The following is a 25,125-nucleotide window of genomic DNA, read 5'->3' on the forward strand; positions in this document are numbered from 1 at the left end:
AAGTTGGCTTAAACGCCGGGGCCTTCGCCGCGGTCCTGGGGTTGGCAATGGCCGGCGATGCGCAGGCTTTTGGCGAGGTCGCGCAGGCCGGTGCGCAGGCCTTCTTCGAAGACAGGGTGGTAGACCGGCATGGCGATCAATTCGGGGACGGTGGTGTTCTGCTGGATGGCCCAGGCGAGCAGGTGGGCCATATGTTCCATGCGCGGGCCGAACATCTCGGCGCCGACCAGGCGACAGTCCTGTTTGGTGGCGTACAGGCGCACCAGACCCTCGTTGACGCCCATGACGCGTGAGCGGCCCTGGTTGGCGAAGGAGACTTCGCCGCTGACCACCTCGTCGTGGTCGAGGTCGGCCCAGCGGTTGCCGACGATGGCCATCTGCGGCGAGGTGAACGCGATCTCTAAGGTGGTCTTGCGGATATAGGCCTGGACGTCGGGGAAGCGCAGGGCGTTGGCGCCGGCGATGCGGCCTTCGTCGGAGGCTTCGTGCAAAAGCGGGCGGTGGCCGCTGACGTCGCCGGCGATGAAGATCGGCGCGTCGCCGCATTGCAGGGTGCGCGGGCTTGAGATGGGCAGGCCGTGCTCGTTGAGGGGGATGCCGGTCTTCTCGAGGTCCAGGTCTGAGACATTCGCGCGCCGGCCAGTGGCGTTGAGGATGGCCTCAAAGGTGCGCGTGTGCGCCTCGCCGTCGCGGTCGGTCCATTCAATGCGGAAGCCGCCGTCGACCTTTTCGACCGCGCTGACGTCGGATTTCAGGTGCATCGTGAGTTGTTCGTCGAAGCTTCGGTGGGTCTCGGCGACGACCTTCGGGTCGCTGAATCGGCCGATATCCTCGAAGGGGTTGAAGAACTCAATCGCGACGCCCAATTGCGCGAACGCCTGGCCGATCTCGACCCCAATGATGCCGGTGCCGAAGACGGCCATCGACGCGGGGAGGTCTTCCATCTCGAAGATCTCGTCGCTGGTCAGCACATCATCGGCGACGCCCTCAAGCTGCGGCGGGGTCCAGGGGCTGGAGCCGGTCGCGATGACGATGGCCTTGGCCTTTACCTCAATCGTATCGTCCTTAGCGTCGACGATGAGGGTGTTCGGGCCGCTGAAGCGGGCGCGGGCGCGGATCAGGTTCTCGGGGTCGAAGGATTCGACCGTCTCTTTGACGAAGCCCGCGAAGCGGTCGCGCTCGCTGCGCACACGCTTGAGCACCGCGGGGCCGTCGACCTTCCAATCATTGACCTGGATGCCAAACTCGGCCGCCCCGGCGATGGTATGGGCGCGCTCGGCCGCCGCGATCAGCAATTTGGAGGGCATGCAGCCGACGCGCGCGCAGGTCGTGCCGTAGGGGCCGGGGTCGATAATCACCCAGCTCTTGCCGGCGCGGTGTGCCTCGCGGCTCGCGTTCAATCCGGCGGTGCCGGCCCCAATAATTGCGATATCTACCTGGCGGGTTTTCATCAAAGACCTCCAAAACAGCTTTAGTATATCGAGTCATCCAAGACAGGCGGATATGTTAAGCACCGCTGCTAGAATTCAAGGCCCTAAATAATTTAGTGAGGCGCTCGCTTATTGAAAGCGTCGCCAAATCTCGGCGATGGCCTCGGCCCCGAGGGCGTTGAGGCGCGCGATATTTTGCTCGGGGATGGCGCCCGGGTTGGGGTGGCGCGCGATGACCTCGCTCATCTCGTCTTCGCGAAGAAGGTGCAGGATAGGGAAGGGCGCGCGGTTGGTGAAGTTCTCCAGCGCCTCGGGCGTGGTGCCGTCGAATTGGTAGTCCGGGTGGAAATGGGCGAGCTGCAGATAGTCGGCGGCGCCGGTCTGCTCGAGCAATTCGTCGACGGCGTGGATGGCGTCGACGAAGTCATCAAAGTCGCCAAGCACGCCGCGCACCACGACAAGCGTGGTGACGATCTTCTCGGGCGAGGCGCTCAATAGCACGTCGACCTCGTCGAAGGTCTGGCGCAATACGTCCTCGAAATCCTCGCAGTCGACGATGCTGATGCGCACCTGATCGCGGGTGTAGGGCGAGCGCGCGAAGGGGCAGAGGTTTAAGCCGATGACGGCGTCCTCGACCCAGCGGCGGACTCTCTCTTCGATATGCTCGGGGCTCTGCGTCGAGGGCATTATAGGTCCTTTTTTCGCGCTTTCGTGACGTCATGAAATACCGGGTCAACCCGAAGCGATTCAAGCTCTATTTGAGGGCGCCAGAGGCCAAAGGTCCAGCGCGAAATATGCCAGGGTTTGCGCAACCAGAGCGTGTCGCCCGCCTGGTAGCTAAGACCCTGTATATCGGTTGGGCCCGCGATGCGCACCAGCGACGTCTTTTCCCAGGGCGCCGACGGGTCGTGCACCACGGTGCTCCCCGGCGGCAGGACGCCGACTCTGGGGATGGTCACGGGTTCAGCGAGGGTATATTCGACCATCTTGCCATCGCGGTCAAAAAAGATGGCCTGCTGCCCGTCAACCCGTCGCTCCTCGAGTTTAATGGGCGCGTCGAAGCCGCCTTGGACGCCGACGATTTTGTAGTGCTCTCGAAAGATAAGCCGCGCACCTTTCTGGATCTGCAGCCCCCAGGGGAGTTCGGTCGCCTCGGCGCAATCTATGGCGTTGAGAATATCTTCGCGCCGCGGATCTCGCCAGCGCCCGAAATAACCCTCATCAAAATGAAGGAGCGAGTCGACGGGAATTTTGACTCCGAATAGCTCAAAAGTCTGCGTAGATCTTGCGGCTTTGGGGCGGCCATCAAAACACCAGGCGGTGATTTGAAGTGCGTCGGCATGTGGAGTGAGTGGTGTGGAGTGCAGCGTCGAGGAGGGCTGCGGAGAAAGGCTGCGAGCTTGGTGGAGGACGGCGCTTAATTGCTCGCACAGCCGCGTCTGGCGTTCTAGCGAAAAATAGGGGCCAAAGACATCGCTCTCGGGCTCGGGGGTCCCTGATGTTGCGATAAAGACACCTTCGGGGCGCGTACTTTCCCATGCTTCGTAGAGTTCAAAATTGGCGTCAAGCTTATACTCACGGCGCTCGATGGGCCAAAAGAAGAGCACCTGTCGGGTCAGAATGATCCCGGTCGCGTTCACCTCGCAGCGGTAGCGATTGCCGAGGGCGACGACGAGGTTTGCGCCAAGCAGCGCCGCCACGAGCGTGAAGCTCTGAGCGATGATCGCCGGGAACAAATAGATGAGCGGGGCGAAGGCCCAGGTGGACGCGCTAAGCTCGTTAAGCCCTCGAAAGACCCGCGGTAGGTCGGGCGTTGGCTCGTTGGGGGGCACGGTCATTTGCATCCTCTGGGGCCCGGCGATCGCCGCCTGTCAAGTCTGGGTGGGCGCTTGGCAGGACAGATCAGTTCGCGAAATTCTGCACCCAGATCGGCTGCCCATTGCACGGCGCGTAGCCGACGCCCAGGCGCGAGAACACCGGGCGAATGATATTTTTGCGGTGCTCGGGGCTGTCCATCCAGCCGGCGTGAACCTCGGCCGGGGTGGGGTGTCCCATGGCGATATTTTCGCCGATGGCCCGAAACTCAAAACCCGCCTCGTTGACCCGATCCTCCATGGTGCGACCGTCTTTGGAGGTGTGGGAAAAATAGCCCTTTTTGCACATATCATTGGCGTGCTTCAGGGCGATCTTGTCGAGCTCGGGGGAGCAATAAACTGGGGGCTGACCGGCGTCTTTTCGCGCCTGATTGGTCCATTTAACCACGTCGCGGTTGCGCGTGGAGGTGCAGGCGGCCAGCGGGTCACCGCTGGTGTGGGTGCGCGGAATCGCTTGCTCCTCGTTTGATACCGCGCCCATCGGGGCGCAGGCAAATTGCGGGGCCGCCGCGCTCAGCATCGTGAGGATGATAAGCGCGGCAGGAGCGGCGCGGCGCCGGCTTGTGGAGGTGTTCTTCATGGGGATAGCCGAATCAGTCCGCGAAGTTTTGCACCCAATAGGGGTAGCCGTCGCATAAATAATAGCCCACGCCCAGGCGGCCAAAGCCCTCGGTTAAGATATTCTCGCGATGTCCGGGGCTGTCCATCCAGGCCTGGTGGACCTCGGCGGCGTTGGACTGGCCGTAGGCGATATTCTCGCCGATCATCCGCCACTGCACATTGGCCGCGTTGACGCGCTCTTTGAGGGTTCGTCCGTCGGCCGAGGTGTGGGAGAAATAGTCCAGGTCGCACATATCTTTGGCGTGCAATTGGGCCGACTCGGTCAGCCCCGGGTCGCACTCCAGCGCGCCGAGTCCTTCGGCGGCGCGGGCTTCGTTGGTCAACTCCAGCACGCGCGCGGCACGTTTGGTCAGGCAGGTGTCTTCCTCGGCGTCGGCGACGTCCTGGTCCCCGGCGTCGCCGCCCGCGTCGTGGCCGGCGTCGGCTTCAGTGATATTGTCGCCTGTGGTGTCGGTGTCGTCGTCGCCGCAGGCGGTCGCGCCGAGGCTAAAGACCAGCGCGCAGAGCAGGATTTGCAGGTGGGTTTTTTGCAGGTCGAGCATGGGACAATCTCTTTGATATGATGAGGGTAAATCGAGGAGGTGTGTTTCTGGCAAATGCGCGGGGAGGTGAGCCACGCGCCACAACCTTATAGCAGGTTATAGCGCGTTTGTGTTTTCAAATCCTTCTTTGGGGCGAAATTAATCGGCGAAGGTCTCGACCCAATAATGGGAGTATTGCGCGCTGCTGCAGGGCTTAAAGCCAACGCCCATGCGCTGGTATTGGCCGTTCATAATATTGGCGCGGTGCCCGGGGCTGTTCATCCAGCGTTGGTGGACCTGTGCGGCGGTGGAGCTGCCGGCGGCGATATTCTCGGCCATCGCCCCGGCGCTGACGCCCTGGGCGCGGATGCGCTGGTCGAAGGTGCGACCGTCGTCCGAGGTGTGTGAGAAATAGTTCAGGGCGCACATATCCTCGGCGTGGAGCTGGGCGGCGCGGCCCAGGCCCTCGTCGCAGCTCAACGGGCCGCGCCCCTCGGCCGCGCGCGACGCGTTCACCAGGGCAAAGAGGTCCTGGACGATGCCGGTGGCGCAGTTAGAGCTGGGTTCGCCGGAGGTGTCGGGTTCACTGGAAGAATCGGGTTCGCTCGAAGCATCCGGCTCACTGCCCGTATCGGGCTCGCCGGAAGAATCGGGTTCGCTGGAAGTATCGGGCTCGCCGGAGGTATCGGGTTGCGGTTGCTCGGTGGCGTCCGGTTCTTCTTGCGTGGTGTCGGGGATGTCGCCGCCGCTATCGCCGGTGTGCGTGTCGGGGGGCGCGCCGGCGTCGGCGGCGGGAGTCGTGGTTGAGTCCGGGGTGTCATCGCCAGTCTGCGCGTCGCCCGGTGAGTGACCCGCGTCGGTCGTGGTCGCGTCGTCTTCTTGGGAGGTGGCTGTTTTGTCTTCCAGGGGCGCGTCGTCGCTGCAACCAACCTGGAAGCCGGCGAGTAAAAGGGCGGTGAGGAGGGCGAGCATGGGGCGGGTCATCGTGCTTGGTTTCATCCGGCGTCTCCAAGGAGTTCTCTTCGCGCGTCGCTGCGCGCCCATTCGATGAGTTTGATATCACGGAGTATATCGGCAAAACGAAATTCTGGCATCCCTGCCTGGCGGACGCCCAAAAATTGGCCGGGGCCGCGAATTTCGAGGTCAACTTCGGCCAGCGCGAAGCCGTCTTCGGTGCTGGCGAAGGAGTCGAGGCGCTGCTGGGCGTCGTCGGTGAGGGCGAATCCCGCGAGCAAAATGCACATCGAGTCGGCGCTGCCGCGCCCGACGCGCCCGCGCAACTGGTGGAGCTGGCTTAAGCCGAAGACCTCCGGGCTCTCGATGACCATTATCGTCGCGTTGGACACGTCCATGCCCACCTCGACCACCGTGGTCGCGCACAATACCTGGATCTCGCCGGCGCCAAATTTCTGCATGGTGCGGTCTTTGGCCGCGGCGTCCATGCGCCCGTGCAACACGCCCACGCGCAGGTCTTTAAACGGTCCATTGGCCAGCGCCGCGGCCGAGTCGGTCACGTTCTCGCGCCCCGCCACGGCCTCGCTCGCCTCGACCATGGGGTACACAAAATACGCCTGCTCGCCGGTCTCAACGATGCGATCGCGCACATATTGATAGACCTTTGGGGCGGCGGCGCGGTCGCGCAAAAAGGTGCGAATGGGCTTTCGCCCCGGGGGTTTTTCGGCGATCACGCTTAAGTCCAGGTCCCCGAAAACCGCGTGGGCCAGCGAGCGCGGGATGGGCGTGGCGGTCATGGCCAAGAGGTGCGGGTCCTGGCCCTTTTGGAGCAAGTCGCGGCGCTGCTCGACGCCGAATTTGTGCTGCTCGTCGATGATCACCAGGCCCAGGGAGTCGAACGCGACGTCGGCCTGGAAGAGAGCGTGGGTGCCGATAATCAGGTCGATGCGCCGGGCCGCCCCGGCCGCGGCGGCCGGGGCAAACAGGTCCTGCTCGCCGATCTGGGGGCCGCGGCTGTCGGTGGTTTTCTCGGCCTTCAGGCGCTCGAGCACCGCCTTTCGCTCGCTGGCCGGCTGCGAGCCGGTGAGCACGCCGATCTCGATCGGCAGACCCTCGAAGACCTCAAGGGCGCGGCGGAAATGCTGTTTGGCCAGGATATCGGTGGGGGCCATCATGGCGACCTGGTGGCCGCTGCCGATGGCGATGGCCGCCGACATAAAGGCCACCACGGTCTTTCCGCTGCCGACGTCGCCCTGGAGCATGCGGCGCATCGGCGCGCGCCGGCCCAGGTCCTCGGCGATGGTCGCGATGGCGGCGCGCTGGTCGCCGGTAAGCGTGTAGGGCAGGGCGCGCACGAATTCGCGGCCCAGGTCGCGCTCGGTGCAGCGCGGCGCGCGCGCGGCGCGTCGCTCGGTGACATAGTCCTGGGCTAATTTGCGCTGAAGGGTATAAAACTCCTCATAAACCAGGCGGTTACGCGCGCGCGTGAGCTCCTCGCGGAACGCCTCGACCCCCTGGTCTTCGCCGCGCCCGTTGAGCATATGGATGGTCTCAAACGCGTCCTTGATGCTCGGCAGATCGTATTGCTTCAGGATTCGCTCGGGGATGATATCGACGGCCAGCGGCAATAATTTGGCCGCGGCGTCCTTCAGGGCGCCGCGCATCGCGGCGTCGCGGATACCCTCCATCGAGGTATAAACCGGCTCCAGGCGAATCTGCGGGGCGGGGTGCTCGGGTTCGTTTCGCCCGATGACGTCGAAATTCGGGTGCGCCAGCGACGCCCCGCCGCGCTCCCAGTCGACCTTGCCCTCGACCTGCAGCCACAGGCCGATGTCGAAGAGGTTGGTGAAATGGCGTCGGTTCATATTGAACCAGATGAGCTTAAACGCCTGGCCGTCGACCTCGACGGTGACCTCGACCGGCGCGCGGCTGTGCGGCGGGGGGATATTGACGCGCACGACCTGGCCAAAGAACTCCACATGGGTCGCGTTCAGCCGCAGCATCTCGGCCCCCGACACGTGGCGATATAGCGGGCGATATTTGCGCGGGATAAATAGGAGGACATCGCTCGGCGAGGTGATCCCGCGCTCGACGAGGCGCTCGGCCGTCTTTTTTCCGATGCCGCTCAGCGCGGTGAGCTTGAGCGTCGGCGGCGTCTCGAAGGTCAGGTTGAAGCGACCGGGTATCGTCATGGTTGAGCTGTCGTTAAGGGCGTGTGGTCACATCTAATTATTGGTTAATTGGGTGGCGAATACCAGAGGAATCCGGCGATGAGGCGGACCTTGGGGTAGGTGGTTCTGAGCGGTCGCGAGCCTCCCGAATCGGTCGGCGCCCGTGTGTTCTGGCTCGGCGAGCCTCCGGAGCCGGTCGGCGCCCGTGTGTTTTGGCTCGGCGAGCCTCCGGAATCGGTCGGAGACCGTGTGTTTTGGGTCGGCGAGCCTCTTCAGACGGTCCGAGACCGTCGGATTGGGCTCAGCGAGCCTTGTGCAGGCGGTCCGTGACCGTTTGCGCCCGCTCAGAACAGCGCTCAGGGCGTGGCGACCCGTTTGGCCTGCGCGGCGACCCGCCGGGCCGCGCGCCGAGCCAGCCAGGGCGCAAAAATCAGGCGCTCGGCGTTGGTCAAATAGAGCTTGTCGAGCAGGTTTTGCTCCAGGTGAACCGGATGGATCTTCCAGCGACCCTGGATGGGAATCGGGTGGTCGATGGCCTTGTCGTCGGACTCAAAATAGCGCCAATGCTGGTCATAGAAGCCGGCGATATCGTCGAGGCTGGGCGGCTCGTCGCTCACGCTGCCCAGGGTCACCCGGTATTCCATCCCCTGCGGGGAGGGGCGCGCCTGCAGGCCCAGGTCGGTGGCGAAGAGCACGCGATCCTGGTGCTTGGCGAAGAATTTGCGCACCTTTTTGACCGGGTGGCGCCCGATCTCGGCCAGCCGCGCCGACACATCCACCACCGTATTCGGGTAGGTGTCCATGAGCTGGTCGACCGCGTCGATATCCTCGGGGTTATTGGCCAGGTGCAGCAGGATGAACGTGGTGTCCGGGTGCTTGGCGATGACGCGGTTTCGCGCGTCGAGCAGCGCCTTTCGCGACGGAAACTCATCGCCATAAAAGCTCCAGCTCGGGGCGAGCTTAAGCTCATCCCAGCGCTCGTTTTCGGGGGTGGGCTCCTCGAAAAACGCCTTCGGGTCGCTGGTGTGAATCCCCACCGGCACCCCCAACTCGCCGGCCTTCGCCCAGACCGGGTCAAAGCGCGGGTCGTCGATCTTGATGAGCTCCCCGGCGGCGTCGCGCGCCCCAAGCCCCAGGTGTTTCGAGATTTTGACGCCCGCGAACCCGGCCCGCACCGCCGCCTCCAGCTCGCGCGCCATCTCCTCGCCGAAGCCCGGCTCGTTCACCCGCCGCCAGTCCAGGTTAAAGAAGAGCGCAAAGCGCCCCGAATACGTATCGGCCATGCCCAGATTTGCCGCCCGATACTCCGCCGCCGACCCCCCGCTCATATTCACCATGCGAAAAATGCCGCTCTGATCCATCGCCTTAATGGCCAGCGAATACGCCGCCGGCGACAGATGCGCGTGGGTGTCGCTGGCCTTCCACTCGGATTGCCCCGCGGCGGCCGGCTCGGGCTTGGTCTGAGCGGCGGTCGCGACGTGGGTCTTCGCGGGTTCGGGGGCTTTTTTGTCGCAGCCCATCAGGGCGGCGGCGAGGAGCAGGCTGAGGGCGGCGGTGTGGGTGTTGGGGTGCATAGGGGCTCCGGGCGGAAGTCATTTGGGCGTGATTCTACACGGCGCGGTCGGGCTGTGAAAGTGGGCATAAAAACGCCGCCCCTCATGGGCGTGAGGGGCGGCGAGGCGCGTTAGCGCTTAAGCAATTGTTCTGTGGGCGTGAGGGTTATTGGTTCTGGAATAGCCCACCCGCTTGCCAGTCCGCCCATGAGGAGACCGTTCTGTTATAACCACCGCTCACCGAAGAAGAGTTGCCATCGGCTGTATTTTGGACTCCCCCACTGACCGTGGCGTTGGATCCCGATGCGATATTATTTGAGCCTCCGCAGACCGAAGCGGAAGAGTATTGGGCTTCGTTCTTATATCCACCACTCACCGAGGAATAGAAGCCGCTGGCGGTGTTCAATCGTCCACCGCTAACCGAGGAAGACTCCCCGGACGCTACGTTTTTCCAGCCGCCACTGACCGAGGCGTGCATTTCAGTAGACTGGTTCTCCCTGCCTCCGCTTACCGAAGAGTACAAACCTGATGCTGTATTTGAAATGCCGCCACAAACGGCGCTCGACTGCGCCGATGCTGTATTAACTGCACCGCCTCCAACCCACGCGCTATAGGCTGATGATGTGTTGCCTGCGCCGCCACTGATCGAGGATTGGTTGCCCGATGCTGTGTTATCTGCGCCGCCAGTAATGCTGGCATATTCACCGGTAATCGCATTGCTATGCCCCGCAACAAAACCGCCGAAGCTCGTATAGTCGTGTCTTATCCCGACGATAATATTATGTGAGCCGGTCTTGGTATTGCCAGAGGGCCATGCCTCATCATAGCCAACGACCAGGTTGCCGAGCCCATTCACCGGGCCGTCCGTGGTGCCGGTGCCGTTGCGCACGTGGAAGTTGACGCCGGTGAAGGTCACCGCCGTCTTGTTGTTAATGGTCGTGCGCTCCATATCTTGGGTGAGCGCTTCAAGCGCGGCGACGCGCGCGGCGAGGTCGTCCAGGGCGGCCTGGACGTCGGTGGCGTTTAGCCCGGAGGTGGTGTTGTCGTAGGAGGTCGTCGCCGCGGTGCCGCCGCCGGCCGCGTTGATGAGATCGGCTGCGGTGTGGCCGCCGACCGTATTGGCGTCGTTGGCGCGGAAGGCATAGGGCACCGTCTCAAGCGGCGTGCGCGGGCTGAGCGTCTCACCCTGGATGGTGATCTCAAGCCAATAGGGCTCGCCGTTGAAGACGGGCTCCAGCGGCATCATCGTACCCATCTGGACTCGGAACTCCCCGTTTTGCACGTTGATCCCGGAATAGTTTTCGGCCCAGACGCCGTTGCCGCCGGTCGGGGCGTCATAGATGCGAAATGTGCTGTTCACGACGCCCACCACCGGCGCGCCGTTCGGCGCGTTGAGCTGCCCGGTGTAGGTCATCGTATGCGGGACATTGGCCTGAGCGTTTTGGGAGAACCCGAGGCAGAATAATAGGGCGAATAGGGGCGCGAGCGACTTGCCGAGTTTCATCGGTATATCCTTCAAAGTATCAATATTTATTGGGTAAAACATCGTGTTCAATGAGCGCATTTTGACAGGCTCAAGGATCCGTGGTCATTGCTTTGCCGGTGAGCCTAAAGTGCGGGCTGGAGCTCGTCGTTTTGGTGAGGCCAGGGTCCACGCTGCCCGACAAGACGAAGTGATTGCTCACCGAAACGTGACCGCCGGGGACGACCTCGGCGGTGAGCCTGAACTTGGCTGTATTATCCAGCGCTGCTCGCTCTGTTTCGTATTGGGAGTTGTTCCCGTGGGGACCGGTGGATTCGGCACCCGAGGTTGAATTGGCGGAGCCGTTGTCGGCGCGCGACCCTTCCAGGTCGACGCAGCCCGAAGCCGCCAGAAATAATAAGACACCTAGCCACAGCCCCGCGCTGCGCGCCCGGCATCGTGCGTAAGTCATAAGCTCTCCGTAGGATAATAAGCCTGGCCAAGTCCTCAACGCTGACGTTGAACGGCCAAAGCATTTTGAATGAGCGGCTTGCCTAGCACGAATCAGAGATGCGGTTCAACTTTTCGCCCGGCTGGCATGGAGTCTGTCGCACCGGCGGGGCAAGCCCGCCGGGGGCGGTTGCACGCTCGCAGGCCTCGCTGGCCCGCAGTCCTTTGCGCCGGCGGGGCAAGCCCGCCGGGGGCGGTTGCGCGGTCGTAGGCGTAGCTGGCATGGAGTCTGTCGCACCGGCGGGGCAAGCCCGCCGGGGGCGGTTGCACGCTCGCAGGCCTCGCTGGCCCGAAGTCCTTTGCTCCGGCGGGGCAAGCCCGCCGGGGGCGGTTGCGCGGTTGTAGGCCTCGCTGGCATGGAGTCTGTCGCGCCGGCGGGGCAAGCCCGCCGGGGGCGGTTGCACGCTCGCAGGCCTCGCTGGCCCGAAGTCCTTTGCTCCGGCGGGGCAAGCCCGCCGGGGGCGGTTGCCGCTACGGGATTCTGCACCGAGACCGGCCGTCAGCAAAGACCCCCGCCGGCTTGCCCGGCGGGTGAAGCGGACTGAGAGCCAGCGAACGTCACGGTGCAGCAGACCCCCGCCGGCTCGCCCGGCGGGAGCGTCACCAGCGTCACGGAGCAGCAGCAGATGGCAGCCAACCAGCGTCACGGAGCAGCAGACCCCCGCCGGCTCGCCCGGCGGGAACGTCACTGGCCGCCCAACGTCTTTTCTCGTAAAGTTTTGCTCTATCGAAGTTTCTCCCAGCACCCCACCGCTCGACGAAGCCTGAAGAAGGCTTCGCTGTGTCGTCGGCAATCCAAACTGGAGCGCCACGCCATGTCTATCGAACCGTATTACACCCCTGAACGTACCAAATGTGCTTATCGATTATATTATAGTTGGCTCGGCTGGCCTTCTATGAACACCGCATTGCCTGAACTCGAAGGGCCGGCGATCGCGGATCTTCGTGATGCGTGGGAAGTTGACGGGATTCGCCTGCTGGAGCGGGCGTATTCGCCGCGAGAGGTAAGGATGCTGAGCAGCGTCAAACCGAGTGTCTCGCCGGTATTATTCACCGCCCGAATGAAGGGGCGCCTGGACCACGCAATGCGACAGCGGCAGGCGTGCGTGAAGTTTAGCCGCAAGGTCGCCATGGTTAGCGTCGGCAATAATATCCAGGCCGTTGTTGAGCGATATGTGGCGAATCAGGCCCGCAAGGAGCCCCTCGCCGACCCACGTAGCAACGTGTTTTTGCAACAATTTACAGTGGTTGATTCGACGGTTGATCTCGCGATGCCGACCTGCAGCAACGCGGGGCGCTATTGGTATAACCTCCACCTTGTACTGGTAACGCGCAATCGAATTCGGATCCTCGACGCGCGTCGTTTAGGTATGCTTCGGGATGGATGTCTTCGGGTTGCTGCCACCCGCGGGCATCAGATCTCCCGGCTCGCGGTGGTTTTCGACCACCTGCACATCGCGCTTCGCGGGGCGATTGACCAATCCCCCGCGGAGATCGCCCTGTGTTATATGAATAACCTCGCCTATTTTCTGCGCCAGGACGCGCTATGGCAGCCGTCGTATTATGTCGGGACTTTCGGGCAATATAATTTGGGGGCGATTCGGTTAAATTGTCGATAGGCTGGCCCGCAGTCCTTTGCGCCGGCGGGGCAAGCCCGCCGGGGGCGGTTGCACGCTCGCAGGCCTCGCCACGAACCTGCAGAAGACCCCCGCCGGCTCGCCCGGCGGGGCAAGCCCGCCGGGGGCGGTTGCCGCTACGGGATTCTGCACCGAGACCGGCCGTCAGCAAAGACCCCCGCCGGCTCGCCCGGCGGGTGAATCAGACTCATAGCCAGCAAACGCCGCGAACCAGCAAAAGACCCCCAACCATCACGTCAACAAGAAAATACCCGACGCCGCGTTAATCTCGTCCGCGTCCAGATCGATGGAATGAGCGATCTCGATATCCGCAAAGCGCGGCTCCGACAAATCAATAACCGTCGGGTTGGCGCGGTCCAAAAGGCGCACGACCGGGCGGCGCGGGTCCGATGACGGCGCCGGGGTGCGGATGACGATGGCGTTCTCGCCGCTGCTCAACTGCACCGTGGTGCCGATGGGGTGGATGCCCAAGGTCGAGACCAGCAGGTCGACCAGCGTGGGGTCAAAGGACATGCCCGCGCGGCTCTGGATATATTGGATGGCCAGGTCGGGGCGGCGCTGCTTATAGCCCTGCAGGCCCTGGATGAGCAGGTCGTAGGCGCGCGAGATGTCGATGATGCGCGTGATAAGATGCAGGTGGCGCTCGGCGCGGTAGAACGGGCGGCCGATGGGGCGGTCGAAGTCGCAGCCGCGCTCATAGGCCAGGAGCACGCGCAGGGTCGAGACCACGTCGCCGCGCACCCGCTCGAGCATCTGGGCGACGTCGCGCAGGTTGGACTGAAATTGCTGCTTGTCGGTCAGCGGCTCGTCGTGGTCGCGCCGGCCCACGGTGACGCCCATCAGGCGGTCGAGGTCCTGGTAGATAATCGTCATGCCGACATAGGACACCGTGTTGGCGTCCAGGCCGAGGCGGTCGGCCAGCAGCATCGCGTAGATGGCGGAGTTGAATGAATGCGAGCTCAGGTCCGGCGGCACCAGCCGCAGCGGCAGCAGCCCCAGGATGGTGAAGTCCTCGTCGCCCAGAAGCCCGGTCACCGACTGCATGATGCGCCGGATGACGCCGGTGGGGATGTCGGCGGTCTGGCGGTCGCGCACGGTGTCGTGGGCGTTGCGGGTCTTGACCAGCCCGCGGATATACATATGCGCGATATACATCGACTTATTGACGTCGGCGATGGCCTCGCGCAGCGAGCGGGTCGGCGAGCCGTGCTCGATATTGATATTTGGGACTTCGACCCCGACCATATTGCCCGGGCCGTCGGTGGCCGAGGCCGCCTTCAGGGCGCTCAGAAACCGCACCATATGCTCGGTGCCCAGCCCGCGCGCCAGCAGCAATCCGCGAATGTCGGCCGCCGCGAATAGGTCGCGCAGCTCGTTATGGCGGGTCTGCTCGCGCCGGCGCAGCTTGAGCGTCTCGCCGTTGACCACCGCCAACTCGTCGCGGATGACCACCGAGATCGCGCCGTTCTCGGCGTAGGTCACCGCCTCGGCGAAGCTCTGCATGAACTCGTCGATCGCCAGGCGCGTCTGGTTATGGTCGATATTATAGATCGAGGCGACCTTTAGGATCTTATAGATGCTGCCGATAAAGATCTTGCCGAAAACCTGCGGGTCGCGAAGGTCCACCTGGCCGGGTTGGGCAAGCGCGGCGTCGAGCGCCGGCGCGGCCGCCTCCGCGCCAAAATCAGGCGTCATATTGTCGCTATTCGCTGCGTTGAATTCGTCGCTCATGGGCTTCCTATGAGGCAGGTTCTGAGGGCAAACCGTATGAATCTAAGATGCTTGATGGGGCGCAAACGCCGGGGCTAAAGCTTGAGCAGGTCGGCGACTTCCTGGCAGGTGCCGCGGATGCGTTTGGGGACCAGCCAGTCGCCCGAGACGCTCTCGAGCAGCTCGATGACGTGGGGCCTTGGGGTGCGCACCAGCGCGCGCGCGATGGTCACCGCGAGCTCCTGCTCGCCGGCGCTGACCACGCCGCGGCGCCGGATCAATGACTTCAGGTGCTTGGTGGCTTCCGGGCCGCCGTGGGTCGCGAAGAGCCCGACGATCTCGCGGACCTCGTCTTCGGGGCGCTTCTGCAGGCGGGTGTCGATATGCGCGCTCATCACGCGCGCGACGTGCTGCGGGGCGGACTCGCAGAAGCTGCGCATCGCCTCAAGCTGCAGCGGCGCCTCCGGGGCGTCGAGCAGGGGGACCAGCAGCTCGCGGATCTCGGCGGCGTCCTTCCAGGTGCCCTGCAAGCCTTCGAGCACGCGCAGTTGGCTCGCGGTGTCGCGCGGGTTGCGCAAATAGTCGACGAGCATCGGGCGCGACTGGGGCATCTTGGTCAGCAGGATCTCAAGGATAGACCCGACCTGGTCGTCCGGGGCGTTGGCGAGCACCTCGGCCAAAATATCGAGGTCCAGCCCGGCTTGCTTGCGGATATAGGCCATGATGTCGGTGCGCGCCTGCGGGTCGAGCTCCCAACCGAGCACCGTGGCGATGCTCATCGTCGCCTTATTCAGGCGCAGCGCGTCGAACATCTTGAGGATGGCGCGGCGCTGGGACTTATCGCCGGCGGCCACCAACTTCAGCAGGCCGCTCAGGCGCACCTGGGTGAAGCAGTCGCGCACCACCGACTTCAGGTCATCGCTGGTCTGCGGGGCGAAGCGGTCGCGCCAGGTGTGGATGATCTTCAGGAAACTCAGCGCCTCCCAGGGCTCATCGGTCTCGACCAGCCCGCCCATCACCTCGCCAATCTGGGTGATGCACTCACGCTGAAGTTGGGGTTTGGGGCGCGCGCCCAGCAGCGCTGAGAGGATCTCGCCCTCGCGATGCTCAAGCTCGCGATGCTGGGTGAAGCCGCGCTTGAGGTCGATAAGGTGGGTCTGGGATTGCTGGGAGAGCGACAAAAATTGGCGAGAGCCGACCTCGAGCTTGCGCTGGCGCTCGTGGCGCATCTGCATGCGCAATTGGAAATGCTCATCCATGGAGCCTGCGCCCATCGCCTTATCTTGCATCGTCTCGGCGTCTTTGAACGCGTCGTTGAACATCTCCTCGATCATCTCGCGCTCATCGGCGGTGTCGCGGTCGCGGATGTCGGCGTCGATGCCGGCCAGGGCGGCCAGCGATTCATCGAGGGCCTCGTAGGCGATATAGCTAAAATTGCCCTCGAACATCAGCGTGACCGCGTCGATGCTCAGGTCAACGGGGTTGAGCAACTGGTTCAAAATACTGATGAATCGGCGCAGCTCGGCGCGGGTAATGCCGGCCAGAAGGTGGATCAAGAAGACGCCGTCGCGGCTGAGCATAAAGCAGAAGTCGCGCGGCTCGGCGGTCTCCCACACGACCAGGTCGCTGCCCGGCAGCAGCATCGAGTGCGGGTCGACCTGCACGGTGAGGCGGTCGCTGAGCTCGAAGAATTCGTAGAGCGCGTCGTAGGCGTTGGCCACCGACTGCATCACTACCGGGTGCCCGTCGGGGTAGCTCGACAGCAGGGTGCTCATGCGGTCGATCTGGGAGAAGAAGCGGCGAGCGAGCCGCGACTCTTCCTTCATTTCTGCGGTGATCTCAACCGCGGAGTCGCTGGGGGTATCGGTGGTCTGCATTGCACTATCTCGGATAAGGCGTTGGAGGGCCGCGCGGCGGCGCCCAGCTTACTGGCGAGGTTGGCGGGGTGTCAATTAAGCGACATGATCCGGCGCGGCGGGGCGCAACGCGAATCGACGCATAAAATCAAAGAGGGCGCCCCCGGCGACGGCTCGCCGGGGGCGCCCTGAAGGCTGGTCGCCAGGCGTGCGCTAGTCCTGGGTTTCCTCGGCTTTTTGCAGCTCGCGGCTCAGGTTCTGGGCCACGTTATCCCAGGAGTTTTTGAGTTGCTCGGCGCTCGCTTTATACACATCGTCGAGCGCTTCGATATCCATGTCGGATTCTTCTTTCATCTTGTCATATTGTTTGCGTAGATCCTTGGCGTTGTCCTGGACCTGTTCGTAGCGCAGCCGGGTGGCGGCGCTGATCTTGTCGCCGGCGTCGTCGACCGGCTTTTTATAGCGCTGGGCGCTGGCGTCGATGGAGTCGATGATCGCGATGGTCTCGCTCTCGACGGGGCCGCCGCCGATGCCGATGCTCTCGGCGGCGTCGGTGACCTGGTCAAGGTTTCGCGCACGTTGCTTCTGGGCGTTCTCTCGGGCTTCGGGGTCTTTGGTTCCGGTCAGGGTCTGGGCGACGGTCTCGATGGCCTCGCCGGTCTCGCGCACCGTGGCCGCGGCGGCGGAGCGGACTTGTTCGCCGGCGCTGGGTTCGTCGTCGCGCTCGGCGGCGTTGGCCTGGGCGGCGGCGTCGTCGCTGCCCTCGGTGCTGCGCTCGGCTTGGGCGGTTTGCTGTGTGTTTTGTGCCTGAGTCCCGGCGCAGGCCGAGAGCAAAAGCATCGAAGCGAGCCCCATGACGAGGCCGGTGATGCGCGCGGCGTGGCTTCTCATAACTTCCTCCCTGGTAAATACGAAGGCGGCTGATGTGAGTATCGCGGTGCTTGCTATGGCAACGTCGCAACTCCTGCTGTCTTCTAACCTTTACTCTGGTGTTCAACATGGTGCTGTCATCAGCGAGGCCCTGGAGTACGGACAGCTATGGCTAAAGGGTAGACGCGGCGGCGCCGGTGTCGACCCGTGTGTGAGCGCGGGGCGGTGCCTGGCCAAAGTGGGCACAAAAAAAATCCCCGCGCGCCAGATGGCACGCGGGGATTTTACTCATCGATGCTCAGCGCCGACTAGGCCGGCGCTTTCGCGATGATTACGGCGCGTACGGGTTGCCGTAGCTCATCTTCGGTGAGAGGTCAGCGACGACCTTGATGAGCTCAATATAGTCTTTGAGCCCCTGGGTCGCTTTGATCACCTGACCGCTGTCCAGGCCAGGGACACAATCGTCCACGGTGGTCGGCGTGCTCGAGGTGTTGTCACACATGCTCGAGCGACTAAGCAGGAGGTTGGCGCGATTGATCATCGCCTCACCACTGCCGTCTTGAGCACTTCCGTGCTCCATCTTGCCGGCGCCGTAGGTGTATCCGGTCCACGGATCCTTCAGCGTCACAAGACGGCTCGGGTCGATGTCCGGAGCGCTGCCGGTGCCGACCAGGAAGATGCGCGACTCGTCCAGGAAGTTGCGCGAGTACGCGTCCGGGAAGCGAGCCTGACCGAGCACCTGCCAGTAGAGCTGGATGGTGAAGGTCGCGAACGGGTCAACCGGCTTGGCGTGCACCGGAAGAGCCGGGTCGGTGTAGTCGGGGAACATGACGTTGTCGCCGTCGAGGTAGGGTGCAAATTTGTCCCACTTCTGCGCCATGATCGCGCTGTTGAGCTCGAGAATCTCGTTGGGGAAGGTGTTGGCATAGCCGACTTCCCACTCACGGATATCCTCGGGCGTGGAGCGCGCCACGAAGTTGGTCTCGGTGTCGGTGAGCGCCTCGATGGCCATGATCTTGTCGAGGTAATACCCGATGTGATGGAAGCACTCCCACCAGAAATAACCGCACTCGCGTGCGCCGCCTCTCCATGCGCTGGAGTAGTAGCGGCCCTGGGTGATGTCGAGCTCCTTGGTGACGTAGCGCTGAGCACCGGTCAACAGCGTGGTGCCGTCTGCCATCTCAAGCTCTTCGAATTGACCAGCGTTGGGCATCAGGATGGTCTGAAGCAGGTAGTTGAACGCGTTCTTGATAGCCCACGTTTTTCCACCCCAACCGGTGCCGGGACGCGTCAGGAAGTCCTCGACAATGCTTGCCTGGTAGATGGTCGGAAGGATCTCGGCGTACAGACCGTAGACGTCGTTCCAGCTCTTAAGGCGACCGTAGATACGGCCGTAGTTCCCGGCGACATAGCCCCAGGAGGAGCGGCCAACGGAACCGCGCGGGAAGGCGCGACTGATGTACCAGGTGTTGAGGTCATCAATCATATTCTTCATGCGCTCATAGGAGTCTGCACCGTAGTCACGGGTCAGGCAGCTATCGCTGATGTTGAGGCTGGTGTGCGAGCAGTACACGTACGGAACGCGCGAGTACTCGACGCCGTCGACCACCGCGGTGGACCAGTCGGGCTGGCCAAGCGAGTTGGTTTTGAGGTCAGCAACGTCAACGACCATACGGTTGCTTTCTTCATAGAGCTTGGGTCCCATTTCTTCGTAGAATTTGGTGTAGTGATACGCACTGGGCCCAAAGCCGCCGAAGGAGAGGATGTCTGCGCGCGACTCGAACCAGTCCTCGAAGGTCTTGGCGCGAACGTTGCCGCGGTCTTTGAAGACCTCGATTTTGCCAGCATAGCCGTAGAGGATGGCAGCGCGGTCATATTTAGCAACGCCCAATCCGTCGATGGTATAACGGCCGGCGTAGTCCATGATGGAGCTGTAGGCGTAGTTGTAGATCTTTTGGTCGATCTCGTCCTGCGTGATCGGGTCGATCATACGCGGGCCGACGTTGCCGTCGTCACGAATCTTCCAATAATCGTCGAAGTAGTTCACGGCGTCTTCAGAGCCGGCGAAGTTATGCATCAGACCCAGCGAGTGACCGACCTCATGTGCGAACACGGAGGTGTAGATCGAGGTGCGGATGATGTCATAGACTTCTTCGGGAGCGGCGTCTTGCAGCTCTTTGGCCAGACCCATCAGGGCGTCGTCGGTCATCTCGGGCAGGTACATATTGCGCTGCTCGGCGAAATGCTCGCGAATCTTGGCGCGGTTCATCTCGTGCTTGGCGAAACCACCACGCACAACACTGGCGGCGGCGAGGTCCTGGTCGGTGACCGGGGCGCCGGGCTGATGACCGGTGGCCAGAAGGATCTCATCGTTGATCAGCAGATCTTCGATATAGGTTCCCGCAAGGCCGGCCAATTTACCTTTGGCGGCGCTGCGCTGTCCGTTGAGCTGTCCGCGATGGAACATCGCGTCGATGCGGGGGGTGATGAAGGCGTCGAAGCCTTGCTCTTCCTGAATCCGCAGCTCTTCTTCGGTGATGGGCATCAGGTCGCCGCGGTTACGCGCCGCGATATTCTTGACGAAAGATTCGTCCGGGCTGATGTCGAAGGTACGAGCCGGAGCGCTCGACGGGTCGTTGACCTGACGGACCCATTCCTCGAGGTTCACACCGTCGATATACTCTTGGGGGTTGATATTGCCGTTGAGCAGCTGAACCATCTCAGCGGTACGCTCGGCGGCCGAGTTGTTCCAGTGGTAGACATACGCCATGCCACTGATGATCTCACCGGTCTCGGGATCGTTATTTGACGGTCCAAGACCCAACAGACCGTAGTCCATGAATTTGGGGATATAGGCCATGAAGGAGTAACGGATGTCACCGATACGCGGCGAGTGTCCGGGGGCTCCACATGCTGCGGGGTCGCCTTCGCGGACCGGGTTGTTCTCGCAGAGGATGAAGGTGCGCTCGTCGGCCTTGAGCGGGTAGCCAGCTTCGCGGACAGCGTCGTTGAAGACTTTGTTCCACTGGTCGGCAACGGTGCGCGTCATCGGCTTGATGTCGTCAGGCATGTCGCGGTTGACGAAATAGACGATCGGGCGCAGTTCACGTTCGGCGACCGGAATCAGGTTGCCGTCCTCGTCGTACCAGTTAACCCAGAGGTTATGGCGGTTGAGGTAACGCTTTTTGTTCTGCTCACGGATGCCGTTTTTGTCGGTGTAGACGTCACGCTCGGTCGTGAAATAACCGAAGACTTCGGTCTCTTTGCCCTTGTAGGGCTGCGGCACGTACTGGTGGTCCGGGTCGATACGCTTGAAGCTGTTGCGGATCGTGTACTCACCAGCGCCACATTCCATGAACTCAGCGCCACGCAGCCAGCAAAGCGGAATCACGCCGTAGCCGGGGTAGTAGAACGTACCGGCGCGCGCGAAGATGCGGTTGGTGATATCGAAATATGCCAACTCATCTTTGTTGCCTTTCTTCTCATAATCGAAGACAGGCGCGTCCGGGTTGGGGACGAGCTCACCGGTGACCGGGTCGAACTCTTCCTGGACGTAGTAGGGGACCGGCTCGGTGGCTTCGGCTTCGAAGTCGAGCTGGTAGTTGGTCACAAGGTTCTGCGACCAGTCAACGCGCATATACTCGCGCTCATACCAGGGACGGTCACTCGAGTTCTCGACGATGACGTTGGTCTGCTCGCCGGTGCTCGGGTTGTATTGACGCTGGATGTCGAAGTGGCTGCGGATGCGGTACACCGCGATCGCCTCACCGCGATAATCTTCGCCTTCTTCGGCTTTATTATCGGCGCCTTCGATCAACTCGGTCTGACGGCGACCATAGAGGAAATTCTCTTGAATCTCCCATTTGATCTCTTTCATACCGCTGTGGTCGGTATTACCAACGAAGGTGAAACCGTCGGAAGCCGGCACGTCAACGACCGTACGTTGGTAATGCCAACGTCCTTCCAGATCGGTTTTCTTGATCGCATTGGGCTGCGTGCGATCGATGTCCCCGACATCCTGGGCACAGCCCGCGGATATCGCGAGCGCCAGCAACAGCGGCACTCCGAAATAAGCTAATTTACGCGTGTTTTTCATCATTAAATCCTCAAACGAATCGGTGATAGGACGTTTCTCGTCTGGCCATAATAGCAACGGGAAATGACCAATAATTGACAGCGGTATGAACTAAAGCAAGAACCGTTCCGTTCACTAGTTAACGGTGCGTGTTTTTGCCGTTCATGCCCGCTGCGTGACTACTGCGGTTACAAAATGAATCGCTTTCCAGGCAGCCAGGCAAGGTTTGCCTCTGCCCGCCCAACATCTTCGGTGGATGTGCAGCCCAGAATTATTCGGCTCTCTTTACCATATTCTTGACGCTTTCCAAGCACGTTGTTAAAGCAATCAGCCCGCCCGGTCTATTAGACCGGAAAAAACCTCCCCAGACTAGTAGGATTCCGAGGATGCCAAGCGACACGAACAATCGCGATGAAAAAGCGGTCCAGTTCGCCCAGAAGATGGAAAGTTCATTGGACGCAACGCTCTCTGGCGCCACCGATGCAGGGGATGCCGGCTTCTATCGCACCCATCGCGCCCAGATGCAGAAGGCGATGGAACATCTGGACGTGGCCCCTCATGTGCGGGCGATATTGGCGGAGCCAAGAAATGAGCTGATCGTGAATTTCCCGGTCCGCATGGATAATGGGGAATATAAATTATTCACCGGCTACCGCATTCAGCACAATAATATGCTGGGGCCCTATAAAGGCGGGCTGCGTTTTCATCCCGAGGTGACCCTTGAAGAGGTCAAGGCCCTCGCCTCGGTGATGACGGTGAAATGTGCGCTGGTTCAGGTGCCCTTTGGCGGCGCCAAGGGCGGGATTAGCATGTCGCCGGGGGACTATTCGCGCGATGAGTTGGAGCGGATCTCGCGGCGCTTTGTCCACGACCTGGGCAATAATATCGGGCCCGAATACGATATTCCGGCCCCGGATGTGGGCACCAATAGCCAGATTATGGTCTGGATGATGGACACCTACCTCAACACCCATAGCCGCAAGGATAAGAACGCGCATAAAGGGGTGGTGACCGGAAAGACGCTGTCTTCCGGCGGCAGCCGCGGGCGCAGCAAGGCGACCGGGCAGGGCGCGGTCTATTGCATTCAGGAGTGGGCCAGCGAGCATAATGTGCGCCTGGAAGGGTGCCGCTATATCGTGCAGGGCTTTGGCAACGTCGGCAGCAAGACCGCGATTTTGTTGGAGAAATTGGGCGCGAAACTCGTCGGCGTCCAAGACCACACCGGCAGCATCGCCTTCGCCGACGGGATCTCGGCCTCCGGGCTGGCAGAGTATGTCGCCGAGCACCGCGGCGTCGCCGGGTTCGCGGGCGCCCAGCCCATCGACAATGACGCATTCTGGGATCTCGACTGCGAAATCTGCATCCCGGCCGCCCTGGAGGCCCAGATCAACTCCGCGGTCGCCCGCAGGCTCAGGTGTAAATTGGTGGTCGAGGGCGCGAACGGCCCGACCACCCTGGGCGGCGAGGCCGTGCTGCAGGAGCGTGGCGTCGAGGTCATCCCCGACCTGATGGCCAACGCCGGCGGCGTGGTGGTCAGCTATTTCGAGTGGCTCCAGAATAAGCGCACCGAATCCTGGCCGCTCGAAAAGGTCGACGCACGCCTGGGCCAGATGATGCGCCAGGCCTATAAGGAGATGCGCACCTTCGCGATTGAGCGAGGTGTTGATAATCGCACGGCTGCGCTGGCGGTCGCGATTCAGCGAATTAACCAGGTCTATTTGGAGCGTGGAATCTTCCCGTGAATAACCCGACTACACCCAAGCCGCAGCCTACTCCCACCGCCCAAGACTCCCCCGGCGACCGGCGCCAGGTCGCGGGTGTAGACACCGGGGGCACCTTCAGCGATATCATTCTGCGCGAGGACGCCCCCGACGGCTCCAGCCGGGTGGTGATTCACAAGACACTCTCCACCCCGGAAGACCCCTCTCGAGCCATCGCCCAGGGGATTGCGCACGCCGCCGCCGACCTTAAACCGGCGGCGTCGCTGCATCTAATCCACGGCACCACGGTCGCCACCAACGCCTTGCTGGAGCGCCGCGGCGCGCGCGTCGCGCTGGTGACCACCGCGGGGTTTGAAGACCTGCTGGAGCTGCGCCGCCAGGACCGCCCCGAGCTCTATAATTTTCAGATCAAGCGCGAGCCTCCGCTGGTCGCCGCGCCCCAATGCTTCGGGCTGCGCGAGCGCATGGCCTATGACGGCGAGGTCTTGGGCGCATTAGAAGATGCCGAGATTGAGCGAGTCCTCGACGCGCTGGAGGTTGGCTGCGACGGCGCGCCGTTTGAGGCGGTGAGCGTCTGCCTGCTGCACGCCTACGCGAACCCCGCCCATGAGCAGCGCCTCGGGCGCGCCATCGCGGCGAGGTTCCCGAAGATGCATCTTTCGCTAAGCCACGAGGTTCTCCCCGAATTTCGTGAATATGAGCGCGCCTCGACGACCACGATTAACGCCTATGTTGGGCCGGTGATGGCGCGCTATCTGCACGCCCTGGAGGGGCGCGTGGCGGCCGAGCGCATCGAGATTTTGCAATCCAGCGGCGGGCGTTGCGAGTTGGAGTTTGCGGCGCGATTCCCGGTTAATACCGTTCTTTCGGGGCCGGCTGGTGGTGTCGTCGGGGCGTTTGCCGCGGCCGAAGAGGTCGGCATGGAGCGCATCATCACCTTTGATATGGGCGGCACGTCGAGCGATATCAGCCTATGCGACGCCGAGGTTCCGCTGAGCGCCCACGCCGAGATTGGCGAACTCCCGGTGGACGTGGCGACCCTGGATGTTCGAACGGTGGGCGCGGGCGGGGGCTCCATCGCCTGGGTCGACGCGGGCGGGGCGCTCAGGGTTGGGCCGCGCAGCGCCGGCGCGCTGCCGGGGCCGGCTTGCTACGGGCGAGGCGGCGTCGAGCCGACGGTAACCGACGCGCATGTCTATTTGGGGCGCGTGCGCCCGGAGCGTTTTCTGGGCGGCGAGATGACGCTGCAGGCCGAGGCCTCGCGGGTGGCGATTGAGAAGTTGGCCGCCGAGCTTGGGCTCGAGGCCGAGGCGGTCGCCCAGGGCATCTTGGAGGTCGCCGACGCCAATATGGTGCGGGCGATGAAGGTGATTTCGCTCGAGCAGGGCCACGACCCGCGCGACTTCGCGCTGGTCGCCTTTGGCGGCGCGGGCGGGCTGCACGCCTGCCGTTTGGCCGAGAAGATCGACATCTCGACCGTGCTGATTCCGCGCAATCCGGGGCTATTGTCGGCCCAGGGCATGCTCAACGCCGACGCCCAGCGCCTCTATAGCGAGACCTTCTTGCGCCCCCTGGCCGAGCTTCTTCGCGAAGACGACGCCTCGCCAAACTCACTGCGCGCAGCGGTCACCGCGCTCAGCCAGCGCGCGCGCCAAGACCTGCTCGGCCCCGGCGCGGTTGAGGACGCATCGCTGCGCTACGAGTACTCCCTCGATTTACGCTATGAGGCGCAGAGTTTTGAGCTCAATATTGCGCTCCCAGGGGCGCTCGATTCGGGCGAATTGCAAGACCCGAGCGAAGACTTCGAGCGCCAGCACGAGCGCCTCTACGGATACCGCGCGCCCGGGCGCGCCATCGAAGTCGTGGCGCTGCGGCTGCGCGCGTTCATCCCCGTTGAGCGCGTTGCTTCGGCGCAGCCTGCGCGCGCGAGCGCGGCTGCCGCATTTCCCTGGGAAGACATCCGCGTCGGCTTTCGCCAGGGCCGCCTCTCGGCGAAGCTCATCGCCCGAGACGACCTCGCCGAAGGCTGCGAATTCGACGGCCCCGCGGTCATCAGCGAATATAGCGGCACGACCGTGGTCGAGCCCGGCTGGAGCGTTCGTGTGAGCCAGTCACACCTCATCCTGACGCGCCCGGATGCCCCGTAAATCATCTTTGGAT

Annotated in this window: 17 protein-coding genes; 3 read left to right on the forward strand and 14 right to left on the reverse strand. The window is 62.8% G+C overall.

All coding sequences use genetic code 11. From position 1 onward, the window contains the following. Nucleotides 1-8 precede the first annotated feature (8 nt). From DN745_RS02610 to DN745_RS02655, 10 genes are all read right to left on the reverse strand, one after another. The gene (locus DN745_RS02610; RefSeq protein WP_111331903.1) at nt 9-1,451 is read right to left on the reverse strand and encodes a dihydrolipoyl dehydrogenase; all 1,443 of its coding nucleotides are present in this window, start codon (nt 1,449-1,451) and stop codon (nt 9-11) included. A 108-nt stretch (nt 1,452-1,559) separates the two neighbouring features. Next, on the reverse strand, nt 1,560-2,117 hold the full coding sequence (locus tag DN745_RS02615) for a DUF1415 domain-containing protein (RefSeq protein ID WP_111331905.1): 558 nt from the start codon (nt 2,115-2,117) through the stop codon (nt 1,560-1,562). Then, the gene (locus tag DN745_RS02620) at nt 2,117-3,268 is read right to left on the reverse strand and encodes a hypothetical protein (RefSeq protein ID WP_111331906.1); all 1,152 of its coding nucleotides are present in this window, start codon (nt 3,266-3,268) and stop codon (nt 2,117-2,119) included. Before DN745_RS02620 ends, DN745_RS02615 begins: the two co-directional genes overlap by 1 nt. A gap of 64 nt (nt 3,269-3,332) precedes the next feature. Further along, nucleotides 3,333-3,884 (reverse strand): CAP domain-containing protein, encoded by a 552-nt coding sequence (locus DN745_RS02625; protein WP_111331908.1) that lies wholly within the window; start codon nt 3,882-3,884, stop codon nt 3,333-3,335. A 13-nt stretch (nt 3,885-3,897) separates the two neighbouring features. Next, the gene (locus DN745_RS02630) at nt 3,898-4,467 is read right to left on the reverse strand and encodes a CAP domain-containing protein (RefSeq protein WP_111331910.1); all 570 of its coding nucleotides are present in this window, start codon (nt 4,465-4,467) and stop codon (nt 3,898-3,900) included. A 138-nt stretch (nt 4,468-4,605) separates the two neighbouring features. Continuing rightward, entirely contained in the window at nt 4,606-5,445 is an 840-nt protein-coding gene (locus DN745_RS02635) for a CAP domain-containing protein (RefSeq protein WP_111331911.1), read from the reverse strand. Next, the gene (locus tag DN745_RS02640; RefSeq protein ID WP_111331913.1) at nt 5,442-7,592 is read right to left on the reverse strand and encodes an ATP-dependent DNA helicase RecG; all 2,151 of its coding nucleotides are present in this window, start codon (nt 7,590-7,592) and stop codon (nt 5,442-5,444) included. The genes DN745_RS02635 and DN745_RS02640 overlap by 4 nt, the downstream gene beginning before the upstream one ends. A gap of 335 nt (nt 7,593-7,927) precedes the next feature. After that, nucleotides 7,928-9,145: an amidohydrolase family protein gene (locus DN745_RS02645; RefSeq protein WP_111331915.1), complete on the reverse strand. Its 1,218-nt coding sequence runs from the start codon at nt 9,143-9,145 to the stop codon at nt 7,928-7,930. A gap of 145 nt (nt 9,146-9,290) precedes the next feature. Next, nucleotides 9,291-10,628: a hypothetical protein gene (locus tag DN745_RS02650; RefSeq protein WP_111331917.1), complete on the reverse strand. Its 1,338-nt coding sequence runs from the start codon at nt 10,626-10,628 to the stop codon at nt 9,291-9,293. Nucleotides 10,629-10,698: 70 nt separating this feature from the next. Further along, nucleotides 10,699-11,058, reverse strand: a complete 360-nt coding sequence (locus DN745_RS02655; protein WP_111331919.1) for a hypothetical protein — start codon at nt 11,056-11,058, stop codon at nt 10,699-10,701. A gap of 601 nt (nt 11,059-11,659) precedes the next feature. Between DN745_RS02655 and DN745_RS02660 the strand changes: the two genes are divergently transcribed. Continuing rightward, on the forward strand, nt 11,660-12,715 hold the full coding sequence (locus tag DN745_RS02660; RefSeq protein ID WP_111331920.1) for a transposase: 1,056 nt from the start codon (nt 11,660-11,662) through the stop codon (nt 12,713-12,715). 249 nt (nt 12,716-12,964) lie between these two features. Here DN745_RS02660 and DN745_RS02665 read toward each other — a convergent pair whose 3' ends face one another. The 4 genes from DN745_RS02665 to DN745_RS02680 all read right to left on the reverse strand — a co-directional run bounded on the left by DN745_RS02665 (nt 12,965) and on the right by DN745_RS02680 (nt 21,268). Beyond that, the gene (locus DN745_RS02665) at nt 12,965-14,464 is read right to left on the reverse strand and encodes an HD-GYP domain-containing protein (RefSeq protein ID WP_111331922.1); all 1,500 of its coding nucleotides are present in this window, start codon (nt 14,462-14,464) and stop codon (nt 12,965-12,967) included. Between the two features lie 74 nt (nt 14,465-14,538). Next, nucleotides 14,539-16,320 carry a hypothetical protein gene (locus DN745_RS02670; protein WP_111331924.1) on the reverse strand — a complete coding sequence of 594 codons (1,782 nt, stop codon included), beginning with the start codon at nt 16,318-16,320 and terminating at the stop codon, nt 14,539-14,541. A gap of 192 nt (nt 16,321-16,512) precedes the next feature. Then, on the reverse strand, nt 16,513-17,190 hold the full coding sequence (locus tag DN745_RS02675; protein WP_111331926.1) for a hypothetical protein: 678 nt from the start codon (nt 17,188-17,190) through the stop codon (nt 16,513-16,515). A gap of 310 nt (nt 17,191-17,500) precedes the next feature. After that, nucleotides 17,501-21,268, reverse strand: a complete 3,768-nt coding sequence (locus tag DN745_RS02680; protein WP_111331927.1) for a zinc-dependent metalloprotease — start codon at nt 21,266-21,268, stop codon at nt 17,501-17,503. A 362-nt stretch (nt 21,269-21,630) separates the two neighbouring features. On the opposite strand from DN745_RS02680, the gene DN745_RS02685 reads away from it, so the two are divergent. Beyond that, nucleotides 21,631-22,986 carry a Glu/Leu/Phe/Val family dehydrogenase gene (locus tag DN745_RS02685; protein ID WP_204355074.1) on the forward strand — a complete coding sequence of 452 codons (1,356 nt, stop codon included), beginning with the start codon at nt 21,631-21,633 and terminating at the stop codon, nt 22,984-22,986. Then, a complete protein-coding gene (locus DN745_RS02690; protein WP_111331929.1) occupies nt 22,983-25,112 on the forward strand; it encodes a hydantoinase/oxoprolinase family protein in 2,130 nt (709 codons plus the stop codon). Before DN745_RS02685 ends, DN745_RS02690 begins: the two co-directional genes overlap by 4 nt. Nucleotides 25,113-25,125 lie beyond the last annotated feature (13 nt).

The sequence above is a fragment of the Bradymonas sediminis genome, from assembly GCF_003258315.1.
In the GTDB taxonomy this organism is placed as follows: Bacteria; Myxococcota_A; Bradymonadia; order Bradymonadales; family Bradymonadaceae; genus Bradymonas; species Bradymonas sediminis.

Bases quoted from the DNA above. Each gene is read 5' to 3' on its own strand.
- DN745_RS02610 (WP_111331903.1), bottom strand. From the start codon at position 1,451: ATGAAAACCCGCCAGGTAGATATCGCAATTATTGGGGCCGGCACCGCC.
- DN745_RS02615 (WP_111331905.1), bottom strand. From the start codon at position 2,117: ATGCCCTCGACGCAGAGCCCCGAGCATATCGAAGAGAGAGTCCGCCGC.
- DN745_RS02620 (WP_111331906.1), bottom strand. From the start codon at position 3,268: ATGACCGTGCCCCCCAACGAGCCAACGCCCGACCTACCGCGGGTCTTT.
- DN745_RS02625 (WP_111331908.1), bottom strand. From the start codon at position 3,884: ATGAAGAACACCTCCACAAGCCGGCGCCGCGCCGCTCCTGCCGCGCTT.
- DN745_RS02630 (WP_111331910.1), bottom strand. From the start codon at position 4,467: ATGCTCGACCTGCAAAAAACCCACCTGCAAATCCTGCTCTGCGCGCTG.
- DN745_RS02635 (WP_111331911.1), bottom strand. From the start codon at position 5,445: ATGAAACCAAGCACGATGACCCGCCCCATGCTCGCCCTCCTCACCGCC.
- DN745_RS02640 (WP_111331913.1), bottom strand. From the start codon at position 7,592: ATGACGATACCCGGTCGCTTCAACCTGACCTTCGAGACGCCGCCGACG.
- DN745_RS02645 (WP_111331915.1), bottom strand. From the start codon at position 9,145: ATGCACCCCAACACCCACACCGCCGCCCTCAGCCTGCTCCTCGCCGCC.
- DN745_RS02650 (WP_111331917.1), bottom strand. From the start codon at position 10,628: ATGAAACTCGGCAAGTCGCTCGCGCCCCTATTCGCCCTATTATTCTGC.
- DN745_RS02655 (WP_111331919.1), bottom strand. From the start codon at position 11,058: ATGACTTACGCACGATGCCGGGCGCGCAGCGCGGGGCTGTGGCTAGGT.
- DN745_RS02665 (WP_111331922.1), bottom strand. From the start codon at position 14,464: ATGAGCGACGAATTCAACGCAGCGAATAGCGACAATATGACGCCTGAT.
- DN745_RS02670 (WP_111331924.1), bottom strand. From the start codon at position 16,320: ATGCAGACCACCGATACCCCCAGCGACTCCGCGGTTGAGATCACCGCA.
- DN745_RS02675 (WP_111331926.1), bottom strand. From the start codon at position 17,190: ATGAGAAGCCACGCCGCGCGCATCACCGGCCTCGTCATGGGGCTCGCT.
- DN745_RS02680 (WP_111331927.1), bottom strand. From the start codon at position 21,268: ATGATGAAAAACACGCGTAAATTAGCTTATTTCGGAGTGCCGCTGTTG.
- DN745_RS02685 (WP_204355074.1), top strand. From the start codon at position 21,631: ATGCCAAGCGACACGAACAATCGCGATGAAAAAGCGGTCCAGTTCGCC.